Here is a 21,840-nt window from a genome sequence, read left to right as displayed (position 1 = left end):
TTTTCAGCGCGAGGCAATTTATGGAACAGCAGAATGTTTATAAATACGAAGAGGTGCAGAGCCTCATAAAAAAGATCATCTCTGAAAACGGGCTGAAAACAGGGGACAAGGTTCCCTCAATCAGGAAAATGAGCACGGACGCGGGCTTAAGCGTCTCCACAATAATGAAGGCGTATGTTGAGCTTGAGCGTCAGGGTGTTTTGGAATCACGCCCGCAGTCAGGGTTTTATGTTTCCGCGGACAACTCTATACCGAGCCTTGAAATCTCAGCGGAGAAAAAAATCACCGTCGCCCGTGTGGATAAATTCAGCATGATATACAATGTCTGCAACGCCATGGCGGACAGAAGCCTCATTCAGTTCGGCGGTGCTTCCCCATGCCTGTCCATGCTCCCTTCCGCAGAGCTAGCCAAAACCATGAAGCATATACTCAACCACAACCCGGACTTTAACTCATTTGAAATTTTCAGAGGCAATGCCCAGCTGAGAAGCTGTATCTCCATGCAGATGCTTTCCGCCGGACTTGAGATTTCTCCGAACGAAATAATAATAACTACCGGAGCCACTGAAAGCCTCAGCCACATACTGCGTGTGGTGGCGAAGCCCGGCGACTGTATAGCTGTTGAGTCACCCCTTCATTTCGGACATCTCCACGCTCTGGAATCAATGGGAATGTACGTTATAGAAGTGCCCTCACGCCCTGATTGCGGCATGGATCCGGACAGGCTGAAGGACGCTCTGGATAAATACGATGTGAAGGCGCTGCTCATTCAGCCGAATTTCAGCAACCCGCTGGGCGGCATACTCCCGAATGAGGATAAGAAAAGAATAGTGGAAATCTGCGCCGCGAAAAATGTTCCCGTAATAGAGGATGACGTATACGGCGAGCTCTGCCACGAAGGGCACAGACCGAAATGCCTCTCCTCTTTTGATAAGGACGGAAACGTGATCTACCTGTCCTCATTCACAAAAACAATATCGCCGTCATTCAGGGTCGGATGGATCTGCCCCGGCAGATATTACAAGGAGGTAATGGATAAGAAAATCTCCACAGTTCTAGACACCTCCCGTCTGCTTCAGCTCGCCCTGTCTGACTATCTCCTTTCGGGCAAATACAGCAGGTACCTTAACAGGGTCAGAAGAATGTACCGCAATCAGGTCGCGGCTTACCGCTCATATGTTATGGAGTTTTTCCCCGAGGGGACAAGAGCCTCAAACCCCAAGGGCGGATATATCCTCTGGATGGAGCTGCCTGAGACCGTTGATTCGTTCCGGCTCTATGAAGCTGCGATGAAGGAGGGGATAGGCATAGTTCCGGGCTTCCTCTTCACGGCTCAGGACAGATACAGAAACTTCATCCGCCTGAACTGCGGCAGTCCTCTGGATAAAAAACACATTGACGCCCTTAGAAAGCTGGGCGCCATGGCGGCAGGACTGTCAGGCGGCGGAGCCTGAATCAGGCTTTCTTCCTTCTGAAAAGTCCTGCTGACGCGTACGAATACAGAACCGGAACAACGATCAGCGTGAGCACCGTCGCAAAGCCGAGACCGAAGATTATCGCAACCGCCATTGAGCTCCACCATTCAGCCGTTTCCGAACCTATTTCCCACGCAAGCCTTCTGAAGCTGAAGCTTATGCCTGTCGCCATAGGAAGCATGCCGAGGATTGTCGTCACAGCGGTGAGAAGCACCGGACGCAGACGTGTCCTGCCCGCTGTGCGTATTGCCTCATCAGGTTCCATACCCGACGCGCGGAGCTGGTTGGCGTAGTCTATCAGCACTATTGCGTTGTTAACCACCACTCCGGCAAGGGAGATAACGCCGACACCGGTCATTATTATCCCGAAGGGCATCCGCATTATCAAAAGCCCCATAAGCACGCCAGAGAGCGAAAGCACCACAGAGGTAAGCACTATTCCCGACTGGCGTATGGAGTTGAACTGAGTCACAAGCACCAGAGCGATCAGAAACAGCGCCACAATGAAAGCCTTTCCGAGAAAAGCCGTAGCCTTCTGCTGCTCCTCCTGTTCGCCGGAATATTTTATGCTGTAACCGTTCGGCAGCTCCACTTTGGCAACCTTCTGCATAATCTCATGCAGAGCATCGTTGCTGTTGCGTCCCTCAACTCCGGCGCTGACCGTCACGACTCTTTTACCGTCCTTGCGCTTGATGGAGCCGTAGCCTGTGCCTGTCTCGACCTTTGCGATCTCCGACAGGGGCACGGGATCTCCGTTTGAGTTGGGCACAAGAAGGTTCGCTATATCCGCCACGCTCCTTCTTCTATCCTCCGGCAGACGGGCGATAATATCGTACTCATCGTCCCCCTCACGGTATACTCCGAGCTTGTACCCGCCTATGGCAGCCTTGAGGGTGTACGATATATCAGAGGTGGAAAGCCCCAGAAGAGCCGCCTTTTCCCTGTCCACACGCACCCTTATCTCAGGCTTGGACTTCACTAGATTGTCCTTGAGATCCACTATGCCGTAGACTTCCTTCACCTCAGCCTTTACCTGATTCGTCAGACGCTCAAGGATATTCACGTCCTCTCCGCCTATCTCTATGCTCACAGGATCGCCCACAGGCGGTCCGTTCTCTTCTTTCTCAACCTTTATCTCGGCTCCGGGAAAAAACTGTAATTTTTCCCTCAGCCTGTCCAGAACATCACTGCTGTTCCCTTCACGGTCATCCTTTTCATGGAAGCGGATGCTCACCCGCCCGTGGTTTGAGAGTCTGCTGGAGCCCTCCTCTCCGCTGGGGGTTATGCCGCTGTCAGCTATGATGTATTTCACGTCCGGCTCAGCCATCACCATCTGCTCGACTATGTTCACGTAACTGTCTGTCACTTCAAGCCTTGTTCCTTCGGGAGCCTTTACGCCCACGTAAGCCCTTTTCGGCTGAGCGTCGGGGAAGAGCTCCACACCGCTGTTAAAGGCGCCGAACAGCATAAGTATCACAAGCATTCCGCCGAATGCTCCTAAGACCGCAACCCATCTGCGTCGCAGAGAGAAGTCCAGACTTTTCAGATACATCCGCATAAAAAGTGAGTCCTTTCCATCGTCTTCGTACGCTTTGTCCTTTTTACCGGACATGAAAACAGCGCATATCACGGGATTGAACACCAGCGCCACAAACAGCGAAGAGGTAAGGGTTATTATCAGCGTAAGGGGGAGAAACTTCATGAACTCTCCCATTATATCCGGCCAGAAGAGCATGGGCGCAAATGCGCAGAGCGTTGTCACGGTTGAGCTTATGATAGGCCAGCCAACCTCGGAGGCCGCTATTGACACAGCCTCATTCTTCTCCCTGCCCTCCTGTATGTGGCGGTAGATGTTTTCCACAATAACTATGGCGTTATCCACAAGCATGCCCAGAGCAAGGATGAGGCTGAAAAGAACAACCATGTTCAGCGTGATTCCCATTATCTGAAGCACCGCAAATGACAGCAGCATGGAAAACGGTATTGCCGCGGCGACGAAAAACGAGCTTCTTTTGCCCAGAAACATGAACAGCACAAGCACCACAAGCACAAGACCGGACATTATGTTGTTCTCAAGCTCCTCAACCATAAGCCTTATGTCGTCCGACTGGTCTTCGGTCACGGTAAGGCTCACGCCGGCGGGAACAAGGGTGCGGGCTATCTCAAGAATAGCCTTAACATGGTCTGAAACTTCTATTATATTTTCGCCGGCACGCTTCTTTATCTCAATTGAAACTGCCAAATCGCCGTTGAGACGGGAGTAGCTCTCACGATCCTCAAATGTGTCCTCCACATGAGCGACATCCTTTAGATAGATCGGCTTGCCGTTTCTGGAAAGAAGCACGAGATTGTCGATTATCGCCGGATCCTTGAACTCGCCCGGGATGCGCAGCAGATATTTTCCGCCGCCCATATCCATTGTTCCGCCGGGGATGTTGACATTCTCCCTCTGGACAGCAGAGGCTATCTCGCTGAAGGAAAGCCCGTAGGCGGTGAGGCGCTCCTGATCGAAAACAACACGGATCTCCCGCTCACGCCCGCCGTTAATGACGACCTCAAGCACTCCCTGAACGCTTTCAAGTTCATCCTTGAGATCTTCCGCGACCTCCTTAAGGATGTATTCGGGCACATCTCCGTGGATGGCGACCTTCATTATGGGAAACTCGGAAAGATTGATCTCCATGATCATTGGATCATTCTCAAGATCCGTCGGCAGGTCTCCCTTCGCCTGATCAACCTTGTCCCGAACCCACTGCATGGCGTTGTCTATATCGGTATCGGCTATGAACTCCACAACGATTATCGAAGCCCCTTCGGAGCTTGTGGCTCTTATCTCTTTAACATTCTTGATCCCCTTAAGCTTGCGCTCAATGGGAAGAGTGATAAGACTCTCAATATCCTCCGGAGCAACTCCCTCATACTCCGTAACCACGAGCACGTAAGGTATGGTAATGTCCGGATCCGATTCACGGGGGAGGGTGATGTATGAATACAAGCCGACGATTATAAACAGAATCATCAGCACAAAGACCGTGCTTTTTCTTTTTAAGGCGGCGTCAGTGATAAGCATAAAATATTACTCCGCCTGAACCTTTGAACCGTCAGCCACAAACTGCTGACCCTTTATAATCAGCCTGTCTCCTGCGTTGAGCCCGTTTTCTATCACGGCGTTTTCCCCGACTACGGCGGAAACAGCAACGGGAATCTGTACGGCTCTGCCGTCTTTTTCCACAAAGACCACCTTGCCTTCCTGTTTATCCACAACGCTGAAAACAGGAATGACAAACACATCCGCAAACTCCCTGCGGAGAAACCTTGCGCGGATTATCATCCCCGGGCGGAGCTTTTCTTTGCCGCCGGTTATCTCAAGCTTCACTCTGTAGGTCTTGGTGGCGGCTTCCGCCTGCTTTGCAACGTGAAGCACTTTCCCTTTGTATTCCGCTCCGTCCTTATTCACCTGTGCCTCGAAGAGCTCAACCTCCGTTCCCTCTTTAAGGAAACGCACATCCTTCTCAGGCACATCGACAATGAGCCGCATCCTGTCAGTGTTAACTATGACCGCGACCGGATCACCCGGGGCGACATATTCACCTGTGTCAATATAGCGTCTGTCCAGCCAGCCGGTTATGGGGCTTTTCAGCACCGCCTTCCCCAGCTGCGCCTCGCTGTAGCGGAGATCAGCGTCCGCCTGCTCCAGAGCTGCAAGCGCCTGATCATAGGTCTGCTTGCTCACAGCGTCGCTTTCGTAGAGAAGCTTAGCGCGGGCATATTCCTTCTCGGCAAGCGCGAGAGTCGCCCTGCTGTTGTCCGCGGCGGCTTTATAAGTGGATGTGTCAAGACTGATGACGGAGGAGCCCTTGGTTAACTTTTCCCCTTCCTCTGCGTAGGTTTTTATCACTGTCCCCGCAAGGTCCACGGAAACTGTGGCAGATTCCCAAGCCTCAACTGTTCCGGGCAGGGTAAAATAATCGGGTATGCTTCTTTTCTCAAGAACGGCAGTCCGCACATCGACGGGCTTCTCTTCGTTTCTGCGGGTTTCGGTCTGCTCGGGATTCTGTCCGCCGCAGCCGGCAATAATTAAGCTTAAAAAAACTGCTGTTAATAGTCTCATGGATTCTCCGTATCAGTGCAACTTTGTTTCCGAACAGAATCATACACTTTTTTTGTCAAAAATAAGCCTTATTTTTGATGCGTATTCGTTCAGAGCTTCCGCCGTTTCCTCTATCTTCTGACGGTTTCTGCGTATGGCGGCTCCCTGAATATAGAGCCCATAATCGCTGACAGGTTCAAAGCCGAATGTTTTTGCCTCGCCCTTGAGTCTGTGACCTATGAATTGGATCGACTCAAAATCATCCTTTTCCAGAAATTCCCGTATCTTCTGCGGCGCCTGCTTCAGATCCTTAAGAAACAGAGGCGTCACCTCGGCGAATTCAGGGCGCACACTCAGAGAGATGAAGCCGTCCTCCCCCTCCTCGGGCATTGAGGGCTTTTCTATCTGCCCGTCACGGAAGATAGACATGGTTTTCAGCAGCATGTCCCTGTTCAGCGGCTTGGCAACGTAAGCGTCGCAGCCTGCCTCAAGGCATCGCTTCGCCTCGCGCTCAAGGTCATAGGCGGTTATGGCGATAACCGGAGTGCGCTTCATTCCCGTGCTCTCCTCTCGCGCTCAAGGTCATAGGCGGTTATGGCGATAACCGGAGTGCGCTTCATTCCCGTGCTCTCCTCCAAGGCGCGTATCTCTTTCGTAAGCTCGTACCCGTTCATCTTCGGCATCTGAATGTCCGTAAGCACCATGTCGTATCTGTTTTTGGAAAAAAGCTCCAGAGCCGCAAAGCCGCTGTCGGCATAGTCTAGTACGCAGCCGGAGCCCTCTATATAGGACTCTGTTACGAACCTGTTGTACTCCGAATCGTCCGCCAGAAGTATCCTGTAGCCTTTATGACCCGCCTGCGGCTGGAAAAGTCCGGACCCGCCGTCTGCTGTCTGCGGCTCGGAACCCGGAATCGGGCTCAAACCGGAATCAGCGTTTCCGCTCTCAGCGCACTTTTTCTTTGAGGTCAGACAGTTCAGCATGAAAAACAGGAGAACGCCGCTGAGAAAAACCGAAAAAATAGCCGCATACGCGGACCTCATTACCGAATCACCGACACCGGAGAAATCATAAACAACCTCCAGATAGTATGTCTCGGCAAAGTCTCCTTCGGAATTTTTCAGCCTGAAAGCCGAATATTCATAAAGCCTTCCGCCATCCCTTTTCTCTATCATTTCTCCGTTTTTCAGGCGGTCAGCGGATGAGGGCTCAAGGGGAAACTCCCGCCGGAAATTGAAAAGAGAGTAGCCGGAAACGCTGAATTTGGTGAAGACATCTATATTACGGGTATAAGCACAGGAATTTACCAGTTCACTGAAATAGTCTCTGAAGTAATACTCGTAAACATTTCTGCCGTGGCTTTCGGATATAAAGTCTTCAAGATAGACGGCGGTTTCCGTAATGTATGAGCTGCCCTTCGGACTGTAGTAGGAAAACATAGCCGGTCTGCCCGTGACCATTCCGACACTGAGTCTTCCGTGCGAGAATGTTCCGGTTCCGTAAAGGGAGTTTATGAAATCAGCCAGACTCTTTCCGGCTTTTGTCAGGCTGACCCCCTGCTCTCTGCGGTTTGAGGTGCTGAAAACCACTCCGTTTGAGTTGATGAGATAAATCTCCCCCACACCCTTTTCATCCGCCAGCCTGCGCAGAGTTTCAGGATCAGCGGGAATGCCCTTTGCGGCGGATTCGCCCAGAACGGCATCTATCTCACGCAGGGCTTGTCCGGCACGCTCCTCCATTCTGTCTGCCATAACAAGCATAAAAAGATCGAAGCTTTTCAGCTTATCCCCTATCTGAGCGCGGACAGTCTTTCTCTGTTCATTGATAATCCGGCGGACTGATATGTCCGCTTTATGAAGTATGAAAGCACTGGCGGCGGAGACGAGAATAAAAGCTGTGATAAAATTGAGAATAAAAAAATTTCTTTTCACGAAGCGGCTCTCTTATTCTATAAGTTTAGCATTAAATAACTATTTTCGCGAGCTGTAGGGAAAAATAACCGCAGCTGCTAATTTTTTGAAACACTCCCGAGATATATGGCTGCCATAGCGAGGGCGGCTCCCGCCAAATCTGTAAAGATCACCGGTTTTGAGAATATCAGCACTTCCCACACCCACGAAAGAGTAGGCTGAAGCAGGAGTACAAGCCCGACAACGCTGAGGCGCACCGCCCTTATTGCTCCGGTGATAAGCACCCAGCCCACACCCTGACAGATCACGCCGTAAACAATCAGTATGCCCAGATCCTTAGGACTCTCCACGACAAGGTTCTCGCCCGCGGCAAAAACCGCCATACAGAGGAAAACAGCACTCGCAACACAGGCGGAGGCTATTGATGCTGTCTTGTCCAGCGGGTTCACCGTCTGAGAGGATTTTTTGATGAAGATGGTGAATCCGGTATAGAACACTCCGGCTATAAGGCTTGCCGCCACACCCGTGCGGAAGCTGCCGCCTTCCATGCTCCACCCCGGGCTTACAAGAAGATAAAGCCCCGACACGGCAAGAAGCATGGCAAAAAACAGCCGCCTTGATATGGGCTTCTTCTCAACAGTTACATCATACACCGCCAGAAAAAACACCTGAAAATTCGCCAGCAGAGTTGCAAGCCCGGGACCGACATAATCTATGCCCGTATGCCAGAACACCATATCGGTTCCGAGAAGCACACCGGCGAAAGCCGAATAAAGCGCTGAACGCCCGAGCCTGAAGCGGCTCCCGCTGAGAAAAGCCAGAGCGGTAAGGAACACAGCGCCGAACATCATCCGGTAAAAGCCGTTTACCACCGGAGTTTCCGTGGAAAGGCGGGCAAAGATTGACGAAAAGCTGATTATGAAAGCCCCTGCCGTCAGAGCGGCAAGGGGAGATTTTATTGTGCCGCTCAAGCTTCATTCCTTTCAAAAGCGGGTATTTTCTCCGTTCCGGTGCTGAAAAACAGACTGCGAAGAAAGAAGGCATAGCCTATCACGGCGGCGATTCCGGCGAGAACGGAATAATACCCCAGCGGCGCCAGCAGCATAACTATCACCCAGTGAAGCAGTATCGTTTTTCCGGAGTGAAGCCTGATCGGAAAGTCATTGAACCTGCATATTACCGCAAGCCCGCTGAGGTTCCAGCCGTAAAGAGCAGCTATGCGGTGGTAGTTCAGCACCAGCGCCTTGTTCTCGGGACTGTTGAGGCTGAAGGTGTAAAGCAGAATATAGACTATGCCCGTTACCGCTGTAACCATCAGGAAGAATATCCCCGAGGTGAGGAACGACTTCTGCTGCTCTTTCATCCCGAGGGTGACATACATGATCAGCACATTGCAGACGGCTATAAACAGCACGGAGGAGACGACAAGCTCAAGCACGACGGATTCCATGAGTATGAACACGAAGAATATGATAACCCCCATGTTTATCACCCAGAAGCTCATGAGCTTGAGAAACCTTTTGAACGGAGTGCGCCCCTTGTGCATCAGCGTGAATATCAGACTGAAAGTAATCAGTGACAAAGGAAAGGAAAACCCGAGGAAGAATGTATTCAGCGTGAGCTTCTCAAAATCGAGCACACGGCAGTATTCCTCATTCACTATGGCGAACGCGGATATAAGAAGACCCATGGACAGGCATAAAAGAGACGCCTGATGAAATTTCACAGCAGTGGGTGTCTTGGTTGTAAAAAAATCTTTGGGGAACAGCGAAAATTTCTTGACTCTTATGTATTCCACAATGGGGATCATGCACAGAGAAACCGCTATGGCAGGGGCGTAAAGCTCCATTGAGGAGAGCACGGCGTATATGAACGAAAGCACGAAAAACGCCTTCACCCTCACGCTGGGCGCTCCCAGACCCTCAGTAAAATAGAGGACTATTGTTCCCCCTGTGCAGAGATTAAACAGAAATATATGGAGCCTCTCAAAGTGGTATTCCGGAAAAAAGTGAAACATATATCCGAAAAGCAGGGCGACAGTCATCATTACCGAGAAGAGAAGCTTTATGTTATGTGTCATAATATCCTTCCGAGGAGGTGCCTTAAGGCGCTCTCAAGCTTAGGGTAGCCGAATTCATATCCCGTATCCATCATTTTCTTCGGCTCAACCCTTGCTCCGGAGAGCAGGACTTCCCTGCCCATCTGCCCGTAGATAAGCTTTATCAGCCATGCGGGAATCCTGAACCGCGCCTTTCTCCCCAACACCTTGCCGAGAGTGCGGGCGAACTCTTTCATTGTCACCTGCTCAGGCGCTGTGAGGTTTACAGCACCCTCAGTCTCTTCGCTGTGTATGCAGTGAGCTATGCCCCGCACGACATCGTCCATGGCAACCCAACTCAGCACCTGATCCCCTCTGCCCGGATAACAGCCCAGACCCATTCTGAAAAACGGCAGAAACCTCTGCAATGCGCCGCCGGAAGGGGTGAGAGCAACGCCTATGCGAATTAAAACCACCCTTACTCCGCGGTCAGCGGCGGGCTTTGCCGCTTCCTCCCACTGCCTGCACACATCGGCGATGAAGCCTTCCCCCGCGGGGGAGTGCTCATCCAGAATCTCTGTGCCGCAGTCGCCGTAATAGCCTATGGCGGATGCGCATATCAGCACGGGGGGCGGACTGTCCATTTTTGATATATATTCAGCTATCAGCCTTGTGCCCTCCACACGGCTGCCGGTGATTTTCTTCTTTTTTGATTTTGACCAGCGCCCGTCGCCTATGGGCTCTCCGGCGAGGTGTATCACTGCGTCGCAGCCGCCGAAGCAGTTGTCTATCTCGCAGGTATCGGGGTTCCATGAAAACTCAAACTCGGAATCGCTCCTGCGGCGCACGAGTCTTTTCACACTGTGCCCCTGCGTTGTGAGGAAAGGCACAAGGTACCGCCCAACCTGACCTCCGGCACCGGAGACGACTATATTCAGCCTGCGCGGCTTGTATTTATTAATGAAGTTAATGTCCCCCTCCGTCACCCTGTGGCGGTAGGAGAACATACGCTCCAGCTTATCCGTAACGTATCTGCCCGCTATAATATCTGACAATGGAGAGAAGGGCAGCTTATAGGTTATGCAGTCCTCAAGGGCGCTGCCCCCGCCGCATTCAAAAAAGACATGGCGGTGCTCCCACTCCTTGAAGGGACCCTTCTCCATCACATCCGTAAATTCTTCGGGATAATTGTAATTCTTATGAAGCGCATGCCACTCTGTGCTGACCGGTCCCGCTTTAACTTTCATTTTAACGGTTGAACCATCGGCTATTCCGCCCATTCGCTCCAGAACATGCACCTCCTCCCACGGGGGTACAAGTCTGCCGATTGCGCCATAGCGCCCGTGCCAGTCGAAAAGCTGCTCTCTGGGGCAGTCGAAGGACTTTCTTTTTCTGAAAACAGCCATCAGATCACCTTAACTCTATCAAGATACAGGGATAAGGACAGGGCGCGGCTTTTCAGCCCTTCCGTGTCCCCGGCTTCTGTCAGGTTCATTATCTCACGTCCCGCCGCGCTCACCTCATCCAGTCCGTAGGCTCCGCCTTCACCCTTCATTCTGTGGGCGAGCAGAGCTATATCCTCAAAACCGCCGTTTGACGCGAGGAAGACAATATCGGAGCAGACTTTTCTCACATGTTCGATGTAGCCCTGCGCATAGGGCAGGAGTGCCTTGTCGACTTTTATAAATACGGTTTCCATATACTGCCTTAAGTTTACCAGAAACAAATCGGCTGAAAAACAGATTACATTCGGCAAAATTTTACTTAGCCTGAAAAGCTTTATGTGTGAAATACAAAAAACCGCATCTGATTTACATTTTTAATAATTCAGGTTGACTTTTGTCTCATGTTATATATATAAATATCCATATATAAACTAATGTTTATTCGGAGGAGAATATGGATTTATCATGGCTTGACATCTATTCTGAAAAGCTTAAGGCGCTGGGACACCCCGTGAGGCTTAAGCTTGTGATGGGGCTCATGGGGAATGAGTGCAACGTGACCAAAATATGCAAGGGGCTGAAAATTCCTCAGGCAACCACAAGCCAGCATCTGGCTATTCTCAAAAACAAAGGGATAATCAAAGGACGCAGAGACGGCACAAGCATCTGCTACAGCATAGAGGACGAAGCGATCAAGAAAATGCTCAAAATACTCATGGAGGAAACGGGATGCGATTTGGGAGACTGCCATCCGGAGGACTGATAGCCCTTCTGCTGCTTTTTTCAGCTTCCGCTCAGGGGGCCGAACGCCTCGGCTATGAAGAGGGCAAGGCAAAAGCCCTCTCAGGCAGCAGGCTGATTAAGGCATATGAGGCGGACGCGGAAAGCGCTCAGTACCGCAGACAGCAGGCAATCGGCGGGTACATGCCGCAGGTTACGCTGAGCGAAACATGGATGAATACGGATGAACCCTCAAGCGCTGCCTTCGCCAAAATGGCACAGGGCAGGTTTGACATGCAGTACTTCATGGATGAGCTGGCAGATCCTTCGGACAGAATAACAAACTACAGGACGAAGCTTGAGATTGTTCAGCCGATCCTCGCGGGCGGTCAGATTCACTACGGCGTAAAACAGGCGGACGCCATGCACAGAGCATCCCTCGAAACAGCGGAGAGAGTGCGCCAGAGCACAGTATACAATTTCAACAGAGCCTTCTTCGGTCTCGCTCTGGCGGACAAGGCACTTTCCACAGTGAAGGTTTCCTACGGCAGAACATCGAAATACTACTCCATGACAAAGGACTTCTACGACAACGGACTTATAGTGATGAGCGATCTTCTTGTAGCGGAGACCTACCTGCTCATGAACGATCAGGCGGTAAAAGAGGCTGAGAAGAACCTCGCAGTCGCCTCAAGTCAGCTTCAGCGGCTTCTGGACACGGATAACGAAATAGCCGTCATATGGGAAGACCCGGGGTTCAGCTTTGAAGAGAACTTGGACAAGTATATCTCCCTAGCCGAAAGCGGCAGGCAGGACTTGAAAGCCATGGAGCAGTACGCCGAAACAGCGGACTTTGAGCTTAAAAAATCCAAATCGGCGTTCCTTCCGCAGGTTGCTCTCTTTGCGGACTACCAGCGCAATGACGATGAGCTCCTCGGAAACAACGGCGAAGGGTACACCTTCGGCGCTCAGATGAGCCTGAACCTCTTCAGAGGCGGCTCGGATTATAACAAAGTCAAGGAAGAGAAGGCAAATCAGCTCGCCGCACTCCACCGCATTGCCGACAAAAAACTTGAGATAAAATCCGAAGTGAAAGGAGCTTACCACTCCGTACTCGCTGCGGAAAAACAGCTTGAGGCGGCGAAAAAACAGGTGCAGAGCGCATACTCCGCCCTTGAGATCACAGAAAACAGATTTAAGGAAGGTCTCTCGAAAGTCACCGAACTTCTTGACAGGGAAGTGGAACTGAGACAGGCGGAACTTTCCCTCTATATGTCCGAATACAGCCTGATAGTTGCCAAAGCCGGACTCCACTTCGCCGCAGGCATTCTGAAATAAAAATGGTGTAAAATTAAATATGAGCGGACACTATCTGTTTTAAGGTGCGCTTAAAATATCGTAAAATTTATATAAACGGAATTTAAGATTTAAGGAGAATATAAAATGCGCAGAATAGTCTTTCTTTTCGTGCTGCTGTTAGCTGCCGTTTCCTGCTCCGACAGGCAAAAGGATGAGGCGGCAAAACCCGAAACCCGCAGTGTGAAGGCACACACAGCGGTTGCCGAAAAGGCTGAGGTTCCCTCATCCAGAACGTTTTCCGCTACGGTTTCAAGCAACAAGACCGCGCTGATCATTCCTAAGATCGTCGGCTACATCGAATCGGTGCATTTTGCCCCCGGGGATTCATTCAGGCAGGGCGACCTGCTGGTCAGTATAAAAAGCGGCGAGCTTGAAGAGAAAAAGCGCTTCGCCGAAAGCTCCGTGGCGGAAGCCGAAACGGGACTGAGACAGGCGGAAGTGAGCCTTGCTCTGGCGGAGAAGACTTTCCAGCGCTACTCCAACCTTATAAAAAACAACAGCGTGAGCAGACAGGAATACGACCAGATTGAGGCTCAGTTTAATCTGGCTCAGGAGCAGGTGCGTCAGGCGGCGACAAAAAAACGTCAGGCGGAGGCTATGTACGCCGAAGTAAAAACCTATCTCTCCTACACGGGCGTCCGTGCGCCATTTGACGGCATCGTGCTTGAAAAGCTGGTGGATGCGGGCAACCTTGCTGCGCCGGGCAGCCCTATACTTAAGATAGGCTCCAAGGACACGGTGGTTTACGCATTCATAAACGAAAGTCTCTTCAACTCGCTCAAAACAGGGATGAGGGCGGGCGTGGAGGCGGAATCCATAAATTTTTCCTGCGAAAGCGAAATAACGGAAATAAGCCCCGACATAGACCCTGCGACACGCAACTTCCGCATAAAGCTCAACGGAAACGACAGATTTGTGACAGGGATGTACGTTAAAGTAATCCTCCCCACAGGAACAGGGAAAAAAATTATACTGCCCTCCGCAGCCGTTGTTCAGCGCGGGCAGCTCTCTGTGGTATTCGTGGTGAAGGACAGCCGCGCCGATATGCGGATAGTCAAAACCGGACAGACCTTCGCCGAAGGCATCGAGATAATCAGCGGACTGAACGAAGGGGAAACATATGTGGCGGATAATGCCTCATCCCTCAGAACAGGCGACATAATAGAGGCTATGTAATGAAACCCGAGCATGACATAACCGAAGAGAAGCCGAACTTCGCCTCACGCATGGCTTCGGCATTCATCACGAATAAGCTTACGCCCCTTCTCATCATTGCCACTCTCATAATAGGGCTTGCCGCTGTGATAATGACACCGAAGGAGGAGGAGCCGCAGATCACCGTGCCGATGATCGACATAATAGTCCCTTACCCGGGCGCTGATGCCAGAAACGTTGAGAAAACCGTGACCGAACCCCTTGAAGAGATAATCTGGGAGATTCCGGGCGTGGAATACGTCTACAGCACCGCGGCGAATGATATGGGCGTGGTGATTGTGCGCTTCAATGTCGGCATGAACGAAGAGGAGAGCATAACCAATCTGAAAATGAAGATAGACAGCAATATGGACAGAATGCCCCACGGCGTTCTCCCTCCGCTGATCAAGAAGGAATCCATAGACGATGTTCCGCAGGTGGCGATCACTCTCTGGTCTGACACTCTGGATGCCTTCGAGCTCCGCCGTGTGGCGGCTGAGGCTCAGAAATATCTCAAGGAAGTGCCGGACGTTTCCAGAACATCGATCCTCGGCGGCTACAAACGTGTATTGAGGATAGAGCCTGAAATGGAGAAACTCAGGGCGTATAATCTTGATCTGTTCAGCCTTTTCAAAGCCCTTGAGGCATCCAACAAATCTCTGAACACAGGGGAGATTGTGCAGAACAATGAGGTACTGTACATCACCGCCGGCGGATTCTTCAAAGATCCTGACGAAGTGCGCGGCGCGGTTGTCGGCGCACACAACGGAAAAGCGGTTCTGCTGAAGGATGTTGCGAAAATAACGGACGGAGCCGAAATCCCCTCGGCTTACACCATGATGGGGTTCAATGAAAAAACCTCCGCCGACAGGTATCAGGCGGTTACAATATCTCTCTCCAAACGCAAAGGGAGCGACTCTGTTGTGGTCGCCGAAAATGTGCTGAATAAGCTTGAAGGTCTCAAGGGCTACATAATTCCGGACGGCGTGAACGTTACCGTTACAAAAAACTACGGCGAAACCGCATACGAAAAGGTTATGACTCTCCTTGAGCACCTTCTGGGCGCTATACTGGCGGTTATCATCGTTATGACAGTCACCATGGGCTGGCGTGCCGGAACCGTGGTTTTCGTGGCTCTGCCCGTCACCTTCGCCCTGACGCTGTTCGTGTACTTCATGCTGGACTACACGCTGAACAGGGTAACGCTTTTCGCCCTTATCTTCGTCACGGGGCTTGTGGTGGACGACGCTATAATCGTTGTGGAGAACATGGAGCGGCACTTCAAGATGTCCCGGAAAAACCTGCTGAAACGTGCTGTCTACGCAGTGGGAGAAGTGGGCAACCCTACTATTCTCGCCACAGTCACGGTTATTGTAGCCCTTTACCCCATGGCGTTCGTGCGGGGGTTGATGGGACCCTACATGAAGCCTATGCCCATAGGCGCTTCGCTGGCTATGATCTTCTCGCTCTTTGTGGCGCTGATCATAACTCCTTGGCTTGCCTACAAGCTTCTCGGCAGGCAGAAGCACAGCGAACAGGAAATTGATGAGGAAGAGTATGTGAAAAGCACTAAGCTCTATAAGTTCTACAACCGCATACTCACTCCGTTTATGCACAGCCTGAGCAAAAGGCTTATTCTCGGTCTTGCGGTTTTAGTCCTTTTTGCAGGAGCGTTCATGTTTGTGCCCGCCAAGCTTGTTGTCATGAAGATGCTCCCGTTCGACAACAAGAACGAGATGCAGATAATAATAGACATGCCCGAAGGCACGCCCCTTGAGCAGACGACTCTTGTTGCCGCTGAGATCGGCGCCTACCTCTCAACAGTTGCTGAGGTGGACAATTATCAGATATATTCCGGCACCCATGCTCCCATAAATTTTAACGGACTTGTGCGCCACTACTTCCACAGAAACGCCCCGAACATGGCGGACATTCAGGTGAACTTCGTGGACAAAGACATGAGAAAGCTTAAGAGCCACGACCTCGCCAAGAAGCTCCGTACCCCTGTTCAGGAGATAGCAAACCGTTTCGGCGCCAATGTTAAAATGACTGAGGTTCCGCCCGGTCCTCCGGTTCTTTCCACACTTGTTGCGGAGATCTACGGTCCCGATGCAGAAACAAGAGCTGATATTGCCTCTAAGGTTCTAAAGGTCTTCCATGACACTGAAGGCGTTGTGGATATAGACACTTACGAAGAGGCGGACATGCGCCAGCTCGGTTTCACTGTGGACAAGGAGAAGGCGGCTCTTGTCGGAGTTTCCTCCGAAATGGTCTCTCAGACGCTGTACATGGCGCTGAAAGGGATGAAGGCGGGCGTTCTCCACACAGGAACGGACAGGGAGGACGTGAGCATCATGGTTCAGCTCCCCGAAGCGGAGAAAAATGCCCTGAACAGCCTTCAGGATATTCACCTCATCTCCACGGCGGGCGTGCCTGTGGCATTGAGCGAGCTTGTTAACATGCGGGAAACGCTGAAAGATAAGGCTATATACCACAAGAATATGCAGCCGGTCACCTACATCACCGCAGATGTGGCAGGCGTTGAGGAAAGCCCCGTCTACGCCATCCTGAAAATGAAGGAGCGTGTGGCGGAGATAACCAGCAACGGCACTCCAATAAAGCAGTACTGGACAAACTCGCCGGAATTTACTGATACTCCCTCCATTAAATGGGACGGTGAATGGCAGATAACCTACGAAGTTTTCCGTGACCTCGGGCTCGCCTTCGCCGCAGTGCTTGTGATCATGTATTTCGTGCTTGTGGGCTGGTTCCGCTCTTTCGTAACACCGATCATAATGATGATACCGATCCCCTTAAGCCTTCTGGGAATTATTCCCGGGCACTGGCTTTTCGGCGAGTTTTTCACCGCAACAAGCATGATAGGCTTCATGGCTCTGGCGGGGATAATGGTGCGTAACGCAGTACTGCTGATAGACTTCATAAACCACGGAACGGCAAACGGAAAAAGCATGGAGGACGCAGTCATAGAATCCGGAGCGATCAGGACACGCCCTGTTGTTCTCACCACTGTTACGGTTATGGTGGGCGCTCTGTTCATGCTGCCCGACCCGATATTCTCCGGTCTCGGCGTATCATTGATAACAGGGGCGTTTGTGTCCACCATACTCACGCTTCTTGTAATACCGCTGGCATATTACAGGTACCACAGATTTGCGGAGAGATTTTTGAAATAAGAACGCAGGCTTTGACAGGATTGCGTCACTGCGAGGAGCAAAGCGACGCGGCAGTCCCAGATTCTTAGCTTTAGTCAAAAAACTGCTGTTTCTTGGGCAAATGCCTGAGTAAACCAATAAAAAGAAGGAGGTATGAAGATGTCAGTTAAAGATATTTTAAGACTTGTACCGGGAATAATGATACTTGTGAGCCTTGCCCTCGGCGTATGGGTAAGCCAGTGGTGGCTTCTTCTTGCCGCCTTTGTCGGACTGAACCTGCTCCAGTCGGCGTTCACCAAGTGGTGCCTCCTTGAGGACATCCTGATCAAGATGGGTATACCGAAGGAATAAACCGCAGCTTTTTAACGGTTTCAGCACTGAAAAAACCTTTCTTTAATGGAAAAGGAAGGTTTTCTCAGACTCCTTCCAAATGGAGGCTTTTTTTTCCGCAAGAATCGGGTGGATACGGTTCGTTTTTCGGTTTATTTTATTGTTATCATAAAAACGGAAGGCAGCGCATGAACCATGCAGATTATTACCGCATAGAAAAAGCCATACGCTTCATAGAGCAGAACGCCGGAGAGCAGCCCTCGCTGGATGAGATAGCTGCGCATCTGGGTCTGAGTCCGTTTCACGTCCAGCGGATGTTCACCGAATGGGCAGGGATCAGCCCCAAGCGTTTTTTGCAGTGCCTCACCATCGAAACGGCGAAAAGGCTCCTTGACGAATCCCGCTCAGTGCTGGAGGCGGCTATCGAATCCGGTTTAAGCGGTCCTTCCCGTCTGCATGATCTCTTTGTCAGTGTCGATGCCGTCACTCCCGGGGAATACAAGAGCATGGGCGGCGGTCTCGTAATAAAATACGGATTTCAGCCTACACCCTTCGGCATCTGCATGGCAGCTCTCACGGAGCGGGGGCTCTGTGCTCTGTCATTTCACGATGAAAGCAGTGCCGAAGCGGAAACGGAAGATCTGAAAATCCGCTGGCAGAACGCAAGACTGATACGTGATGATGGAGCTGTTGAGGAAACAGTACGAAGGATTTTCAAACCTGAAAAAGGGGAGGGGATAAGGGTTTTCATGAAGGGGACAAACTTCCAGATCAAGGTCTGGACTGCAGTTCTCAGCCTGCCTTACGGTGTCTTCACAAGCTACGGGGAGCTGGCGGCGATGATAGGCGCTCCTTCCGCATCACGTGCCGTCGGCACGGCACTGGGGCAGAACCGCATAGGCTACGTGATCCCCTGCCACAGGGTACTGCGGGATACGGGGGCAGTCACGGGCTACCGCTGGGGCTCCGCACGTAAAAAAGCAATGATCGCCATGGAGGCATGCGTGAAGGACTGACAGTCCGCCGATTCCTGTTTACAGCGCCGCAAACCTGCCGTAATATCCGTTTATGAATATCATGAAATTCGATTTCACAATTAAAAATATTGCTGTAGTTGTCGCTCTGGCTGTTGTGATCCTCCTTGTGATCAAGCTCCAGACCCTTGTGACCATATTCGCTATCTCCTTTTTTCTCGCATATCTCTTCGATCCGCTGATAAACTGGTTTGAGAGCAAAAAGGTTCCCCGTTATCTGTCAATCCTGCTGCTGTACGCTGTAATTGTTTTTGTCAGTGTGCTGTTTTTCGGCTCAATTGTTCCCGTTGTCTATCAGGAGAGCGTGCATCTGGCAGATGCTCTGCCCGCGTACTCCGAAAAGCTTTTCAGCCTTGTGGACAAGCTCACAGACCGCTTCGGAATAGACATCTCCTTTGAAGACATACAAAAGCAGCTTCTTCCCAAGCTGGCAGGAGTGGGCAGCACGGTTCTTTCCTCCGCTGAGGGAGTGATGAGATCAGTCAATACCATAGTGAGCCTTCTTCTCAACATAGCGCTGATACCTATCCTCACATTCTATTTCCTCAAGGATTTCAGCAGCATAAAGGACAAGATGTTCGATAAGTTCTCCGGAACCTCAAGCATAGACTACCCTAAGCACTTCATGCACTTCAACTCGCTCCTCAGCAGATATTTCAGGGGGCAGGTGCTCGTGGCGATCTTCCTCGGGGTGTCTTACACCATAGTCCTGCTCATTGCGGGGGTTAAGCCCGCCATACTTCTGGGGCTTATCTCCGGAGTGCTGAGCATTGTGCCTTATCTCGGCTTCATGATCGGCTTCTCCGCCTCGCTTATGCTCTCCGTTGTTCAGTACGGGGATTTGCTCCATCCCGCCATGGTGGTAATAGGCTTCTCCATAGTTCAGGCGCTGGAAAGCAATTATGTCACCCCGAAAATAGTCGGTGAGTCTCTGGGGCTTCACCCCACCGCGGTTATATTCGCTCTTATGGCGGGGGGCTCACTGATGGGGATAGGAGGAATGATCATCGCCCTGCCTGTGGCGTCCTTTGTTAAGGTCGTGGGGGATGAATATCTCAGCAGAATCAAAACGGAAAAGGCGGACAGGCACCGCAAGGCATAAAAAAAGGTCTGCCCCATAAGGTAGCAGACCGGAGATTTTTTCAGACTTATCCTTTTGAAATGCGTATATGAAATTGCTTCACTTCGTTCGCAATGACAGTAGCTTACGTCACTGCGAGAAGCAAATCGACGCGGCAGTCTCAAATTCTTTATTATCGGGTCTGCACCCTAAGGAAGCAGACCCTGAATTTTTTTCATTATTGAGAAAGCTGTTACGAAACAGGAGCCTACTGCTTGATCTGTTTCATTACCTCTTCCACAAAGTTTTCCTGCTTTTTTTCGATGCCCTCGCCCATCTGGAAGCGGGTAAAGGAAACGATTTTTGCGCCCTTATCGGCGGCAAGCTTTTCTATTGTGGTATCGGGATCCTTAACGAAAGGCTGGTGAACAAGGCACACTTCCTTAAGGAGCTTGGCAACCTGACCCTTGACTATGTTGGGGATCATGTTCGCGGGCTTGCCCTGCTCAGCAAGTTTAGCGGCGAAGATTTCCTCTTCCTTCGCTATATAAGCGGGATCAACTGAGCTGGAGTCAAGGAACTTGGGGTTGGCAGCCGCAACATGGAGGCAGATGTCTTTCGCAAGCTCTGCGTTTCCGCCCTCAAGCTCAACAACAACGCCGATTTTACCGCCCATGTGGATGTAAGTGCCGATGTTGCCGCCCTCACATCTTTTGAAACGGCGTATGCTTATTTTTTCGCCAATTGTGGCTATTTTCTCGTTAAGGACTTCGGCAACTGTCTTGCCTTCCGCCTGAACCTGAAGAAGAGCCTCAACATCAGCGGGATTTTTGTCTGTGATGATTTCCGCAATCTGTTTTGTGAAAGCGAGGAAATCCGCGTTTTTGGCAACGAAGTCCGTCTCGGAGTTGATTTCAACTATAACGCCCACGTTTCCTTTAAGGCAGTCCGCCACAACGCCTTCGGCTGCGATTCTGCCTTCTTTTTTAGCAGCGGCGGAAAGCCCTTTCTTCCTGAGAAAGTCTATAGCCGCTTCCATGTCGCCGTTTGTTTCAGAAAGAGCCTTTTTGCAGTCCATCATGCCTGCGCCGGTTTTCTCACGGAGTTCTTTTACAAGTGCTGCTGATATTTCTGCCATGGTGATTAGTCCTCATCCTTTATTTCGGGTTTAACAGAGGCGAGCTCTTTCGCGAGTTCGGCTTCGTCAACTATTTCCTCAACGGGAACATCGTCAGAGCCTGCGCTTCTGATCTCTTCAATAAGGTTGTCCTCTCTGAGCTGTTTGCCTTCAAGAACAGCGTCGGCTATTCTCACAGCGATAAGCTGGCAGGCACGGATAGCATCATCGTTACCGGGGATGGGGAAGTCTACAAGGTCGGGGTCGCAGTTGGTGTCAACTATGGCAACAACGGGTATGCCGAGTTTGTGAGCTTCGCTGATGGCGTTCTGCTCAAGTTTGATGTCTATTACGAACATAACATCGGGGATGTCTGTCATTTCTTTGATACCGCTGAGGTTTTTAGTGAGTTTTTCAAACTCTCTGCGAAGAACGGCCTGCTCTTTTTTGGTGAATCTGTTGATGTAGCCGCTTTCAAACATATCCTCAAGCTCTTTAAGCCTTGCGATACGTCCTTTGATTGTTTCAAAGTTAGTGAGCATACCGCCGAGCCATCTCTGGTTTACGTAGAATGCGCCGCATTTCTCAGCAGCTTCCTTGATAGCTTCCTGAGCCTGTTTTTTAGTGCCCACGAAGAGAAATTTGCTGCCTGCCTTGGAAGCGTCTCTTGTGAATTCGTAAGCCTGATTGAAGCACTGCACGGTTTTCTGAAGGTCGAGAATGTAGATACCGTTTCTCGCGCCGAAAACATATTTGGACATTTTGGGGTTCCAGCGTTTTGTCTGGTGACCGAAGTGAACGCCTGCCTCAAGCAGGTTTTTCATTGAAATATAGGACATTACAAGTCCCTCCTTTTTGTTTTTCCTCCGCCCGTATTCCGGAAAGCACCTTGTTT

Annotated in this window: 18 protein-coding genes; 8 read left to right on the top strand and 10 right to left on the bottom strand. The window is 51.0% G+C overall.

Annotated features, from left to right (window positions below):
• Nucleotides 1-20: 20 nt before the first annotated feature.
• The gene (locus tag EP073_RS00930) at nt 21-1,454 is read left to right on the top strand and encodes an aminotransferase-like domain-containing protein (RefSeq protein WP_128465302.1); all 1,434 of its coding nucleotides are present in this window, start codon (nt 21-23) and stop codon (nt 1,452-1,454) included.
• A 1-nt stretch (nt 1,455) separates the two neighbouring features.
• Here the strand turns inward: EP073_RS00930 and EP073_RS00925 are convergent, their stop codons facing one another.
• The 8 genes from EP073_RS00925 to EP073_RS00890 form a co-directional block, all read right to left on the bottom strand.
• Nucleotides 1,456-4,545, bottom strand: coding sequence for an efflux RND transporter permease subunit (locus tag EP073_RS00925; RefSeq protein WP_128465301.1), 3,090 nt, complete (start codon nt 4,543-4,545; stop codon nt 1,456-1,458).
• 6 nt (nt 4,546-4,551) lie between these two features.
• On the bottom strand, nt 4,552-5,586 hold the full coding sequence (locus EP073_RS00920) for an efflux RND transporter periplasmic adaptor subunit (protein WP_128465300.1): 1,035 nt from the start codon (nt 5,584-5,586) through the stop codon (nt 4,552-4,554).
• Between the two features lie 39 nt (nt 5,587-5,625).
• Nucleotides 5,626-6,120 (bottom strand): Hpt domain-containing protein, encoded by a 495-nt coding sequence (locus EP073_RS00915; RefSeq protein ID WP_128465299.1) that lies wholly within the window; start codon nt 6,118-6,120, stop codon nt 5,626-5,628.
• Complete coding sequence (locus EP073_RS00910) at nt 6,117-7,496, bottom strand: response regulator (protein WP_128465298.1); 1,380 nt, start codon at nt 7,494-7,496, stop codon at nt 6,117-6,119. Before EP073_RS00910 ends, EP073_RS00915 begins: the two co-directional genes overlap by 4 nt.
• Before the next feature lie 77 nt (nt 7,497-7,573).
• Nucleotides 7,574-8,446, bottom strand: a complete 873-nt coding sequence (locus tag EP073_RS00905) for a DMT family transporter (protein ID WP_128465297.1) — start codon at nt 8,444-8,446, stop codon at nt 7,574-7,576.
• On the bottom strand, nt 8,443-9,555 hold the full coding sequence (locus EP073_RS00900; protein ID WP_128465296.1) for a hypothetical protein: 1,113 nt from the start codon (nt 9,553-9,555) through the stop codon (nt 8,443-8,445). Before EP073_RS00900 ends, EP073_RS00905 begins: the two co-directional genes overlap by 4 nt.
• Entirely contained in the window at nt 9,552-10,919 is a 1,368-nt protein-coding gene (locus EP073_RS00895) for a TIGR01777 family oxidoreductase (RefSeq protein ID WP_128465295.1), read from the bottom strand. Before EP073_RS00895 ends, EP073_RS00900 begins: the two co-directional genes overlap by 4 nt.
• On the bottom strand, nt 10,919-11,212 hold the full coding sequence (locus tag EP073_RS00890; RefSeq protein ID WP_128465294.1) for a hypothetical protein: 294 nt from the start codon (nt 11,210-11,212) through the stop codon (nt 10,919-10,921). Before EP073_RS00890 ends, EP073_RS00895 begins: the two co-directional genes overlap by 1 nt.
• A 200-nt stretch (nt 11,213-11,412) precedes the next feature.
• Here EP073_RS00890 and EP073_RS00885 point away from each other — a divergent pair, with 200 nt between their 5' ends.
• The 7 genes from EP073_RS00885 to EP073_RS00855 all read left to right on the top strand — a co-directional run bounded on the left by EP073_RS00885 (nt 11,413) and on the right by EP073_RS00855 (nt 19,870).
• On the top strand, nt 11,413-11,721 hold the full coding sequence (locus tag EP073_RS00885) for an ArsR/SmtB family transcription factor (RefSeq protein ID WP_128465293.1): 309 nt from the start codon (nt 11,413-11,415) through the stop codon (nt 11,719-11,721).
• Complete coding sequence (locus EP073_RS00880) at nt 11,688-13,016, top strand: TolC family protein (RefSeq protein WP_128465292.1); 1,329 nt, start codon at nt 11,688-11,690, stop codon at nt 13,014-13,016. The genes EP073_RS00885 and EP073_RS00880 overlap by 34 nt, the downstream gene beginning before the upstream one ends.
• Nucleotides 13,017-13,121: 105 nt before the next feature.
• Nucleotides 13,122-14,213 carry an efflux RND transporter periplasmic adaptor subunit gene (locus tag EP073_RS00875; RefSeq protein ID WP_128465291.1) on the top strand — a complete coding sequence of 364 codons (1,092 nt, stop codon included), beginning with the start codon at nt 13,122-13,124 and terminating at the stop codon, nt 14,211-14,213.
• Entirely contained in the window at nt 14,213-17,425 is a 3,213-nt protein-coding gene (locus tag EP073_RS00870) for an efflux RND transporter permease subunit (RefSeq protein ID WP_128465290.1), read from the top strand. The genes EP073_RS00875 and EP073_RS00870 overlap by 1 nt, the downstream gene beginning before the upstream one ends.
• 138 nt (nt 17,426-17,563) lie before the next feature.
• On the top strand, nt 17,564-17,755 hold the full coding sequence (locus EP073_RS00865) for a YgaP family membrane protein (RefSeq protein WP_128465289.1): 192 nt from the start codon (nt 17,564-17,566) through the stop codon (nt 17,753-17,755).
• Nucleotides 17,756-17,922: 167 nt separating this feature from the next.
• A complete protein-coding gene (locus tag EP073_RS00860) occupies nt 17,923-18,750 on the top strand; it encodes a bifunctional transcriptional activator/DNA repair enzyme AdaA (protein WP_128465288.1) in 828 nt (275 codons plus the stop codon).
• A 61-nt stretch (nt 18,751-18,811) separates the two neighbouring features.
• On the top strand, nt 18,812-19,870 hold the full coding sequence (locus EP073_RS00855) for an AI-2E family transporter (protein WP_164885230.1): 1,059 nt from the start codon (nt 18,812-18,814) through the stop codon (nt 19,868-19,870).
• A gap of 226 nt (nt 19,871-20,096) precedes the next feature.
• Here EP073_RS00855 and tsf read toward each other — a convergent pair whose 3' ends face one another.
• Both tsf and rpsB read right to left on the bottom strand, forming a co-directional pair.
• Nucleotides 20,097-20,966: a translation elongation factor Ts gene (gene tsf / locus EP073_RS00850; protein WP_128465286.1), complete on the bottom strand. Its 870-nt coding sequence runs from the start codon at nt 20,964-20,966 to the stop codon at nt 20,097-20,099.
• A gap of 5 nt (nt 20,967-20,971) precedes the next feature.
• A complete protein-coding gene (gene rpsB, locus EP073_RS00845; RefSeq protein WP_128465285.1) occupies nt 20,972-21,784 on the bottom strand; it encodes a 30S ribosomal protein S2 in 813 nt (270 codons plus the stop codon).
• Nucleotides 21,785-21,840 lie beyond the last annotated feature (56 nt).

Origin of the sequence: Geovibrio thiophilus (assembly GCF_004087915.1) — a bacterium.
GTDB lineage: Bacteria > Chrysiogenota > Deferribacteres > Deferribacterales > Geovibrionaceae > Geovibrio > Geovibrio thiophilus.
The sequence above is the reverse complement of the archived record's forward strand: the minus strand, read 5'-3'. Positions and strand labels throughout refer to the sequence as shown.

What these genes read in the sequence shown, in the direction of transcription:
- EP073_RS00930 (WP_128465302.1), top strand. Translation starts at nt 21, where the DNA reads ATGGAACAGCAGAATGTTTATAAATACGAAGAGGTGCAGAGCCTCATA.
- EP073_RS00925 (WP_128465301.1), bottom strand. Translation starts at nt 4,545, where the DNA reads ATGCTTATCACTGACGCCGCCTTAAAAAGAAAAAGCACGGTCTTTGTG.
- EP073_RS00920 (WP_128465300.1), bottom strand. Translation starts at nt 5,586, where the DNA reads ATGAGACTATTAACAGCAGTTTTTTTAAGCTTAATTATTGCCGGCTGC.
- EP073_RS00915 (WP_128465299.1), bottom strand. Translation starts at nt 6,120, where the DNA reads ATGAAGCGCACTCCGGTTATCGCCATAACCGCCTATGACCTTGAGCGC.
- EP073_RS00900 (WP_128465296.1), bottom strand. Translation starts at nt 9,555, where the DNA reads ATGACACATAACATAAAGCTTCTCTTCTCGGTAATGATGACTGTCGCC.
- EP073_RS00895 (WP_128465295.1), bottom strand. Translation starts at nt 10,919, where the DNA reads ATGGCTGTTTTCAGAAAAAGAAAGTCCTTCGACTGCCCCAGAGAGCAG.
- EP073_RS00890 (WP_128465294.1), bottom strand. Translation starts at nt 11,212, where the DNA reads ATGGAAACCGTATTTATAAAAGTCGACAAGGCACTCCTGCCCTATGCG.
- EP073_RS00885 (WP_128465293.1), top strand. Translation starts at nt 11,413, where the DNA reads ATGGATTTATCATGGCTTGACATCTATTCTGAAAAGCTTAAGGCGCTG.
- EP073_RS00880 (WP_128465292.1), top strand. Translation starts at nt 11,688, where the DNA reads ATGCGATTTGGGAGACTGCCATCCGGAGGACTGATAGCCCTTCTGCTG.
- EP073_RS00875 (WP_128465291.1), top strand. Translation starts at nt 13,122, where the DNA reads ATGCGCAGAATAGTCTTTCTTTTCGTGCTGCTGTTAGCTGCCGTTTCC.
- EP073_RS00870 (WP_128465290.1), top strand. Translation starts at nt 14,213, where the DNA reads ATGAAACCCGAGCATGACATAACCGAAGAGAAGCCGAACTTCGCCTCA.
- EP073_RS00865 (WP_128465289.1), top strand. Translation starts at nt 17,564, where the DNA reads ATGTCAGTTAAAGATATTTTAAGACTTGTACCGGGAATAATGATACTT.
- EP073_RS00860 (WP_128465288.1), top strand. Translation starts at nt 17,923, where the DNA reads ATGAACCATGCAGATTATTACCGCATAGAAAAAGCCATACGCTTCATA.
- EP073_RS00855 (WP_164885230.1), top strand. Translation starts at nt 18,812, where the DNA reads ATGAAATTCGATTTCACAATTAAAAATATTGCTGTAGTTGTCGCTCTG.
- tsf (WP_128465286.1), bottom strand. Translation starts at nt 20,966, where the DNA reads ATGGCAGAAATATCAGCAGCACTTGTAAAAGAACTCCGTGAGAAAACC.
- rpsB (WP_128465285.1), bottom strand. Translation starts at nt 21,784, where the DNA reads ATGTCCTATATTTCAATGAAAAACCTGCTTGAGGCAGGCGTTCACTTC.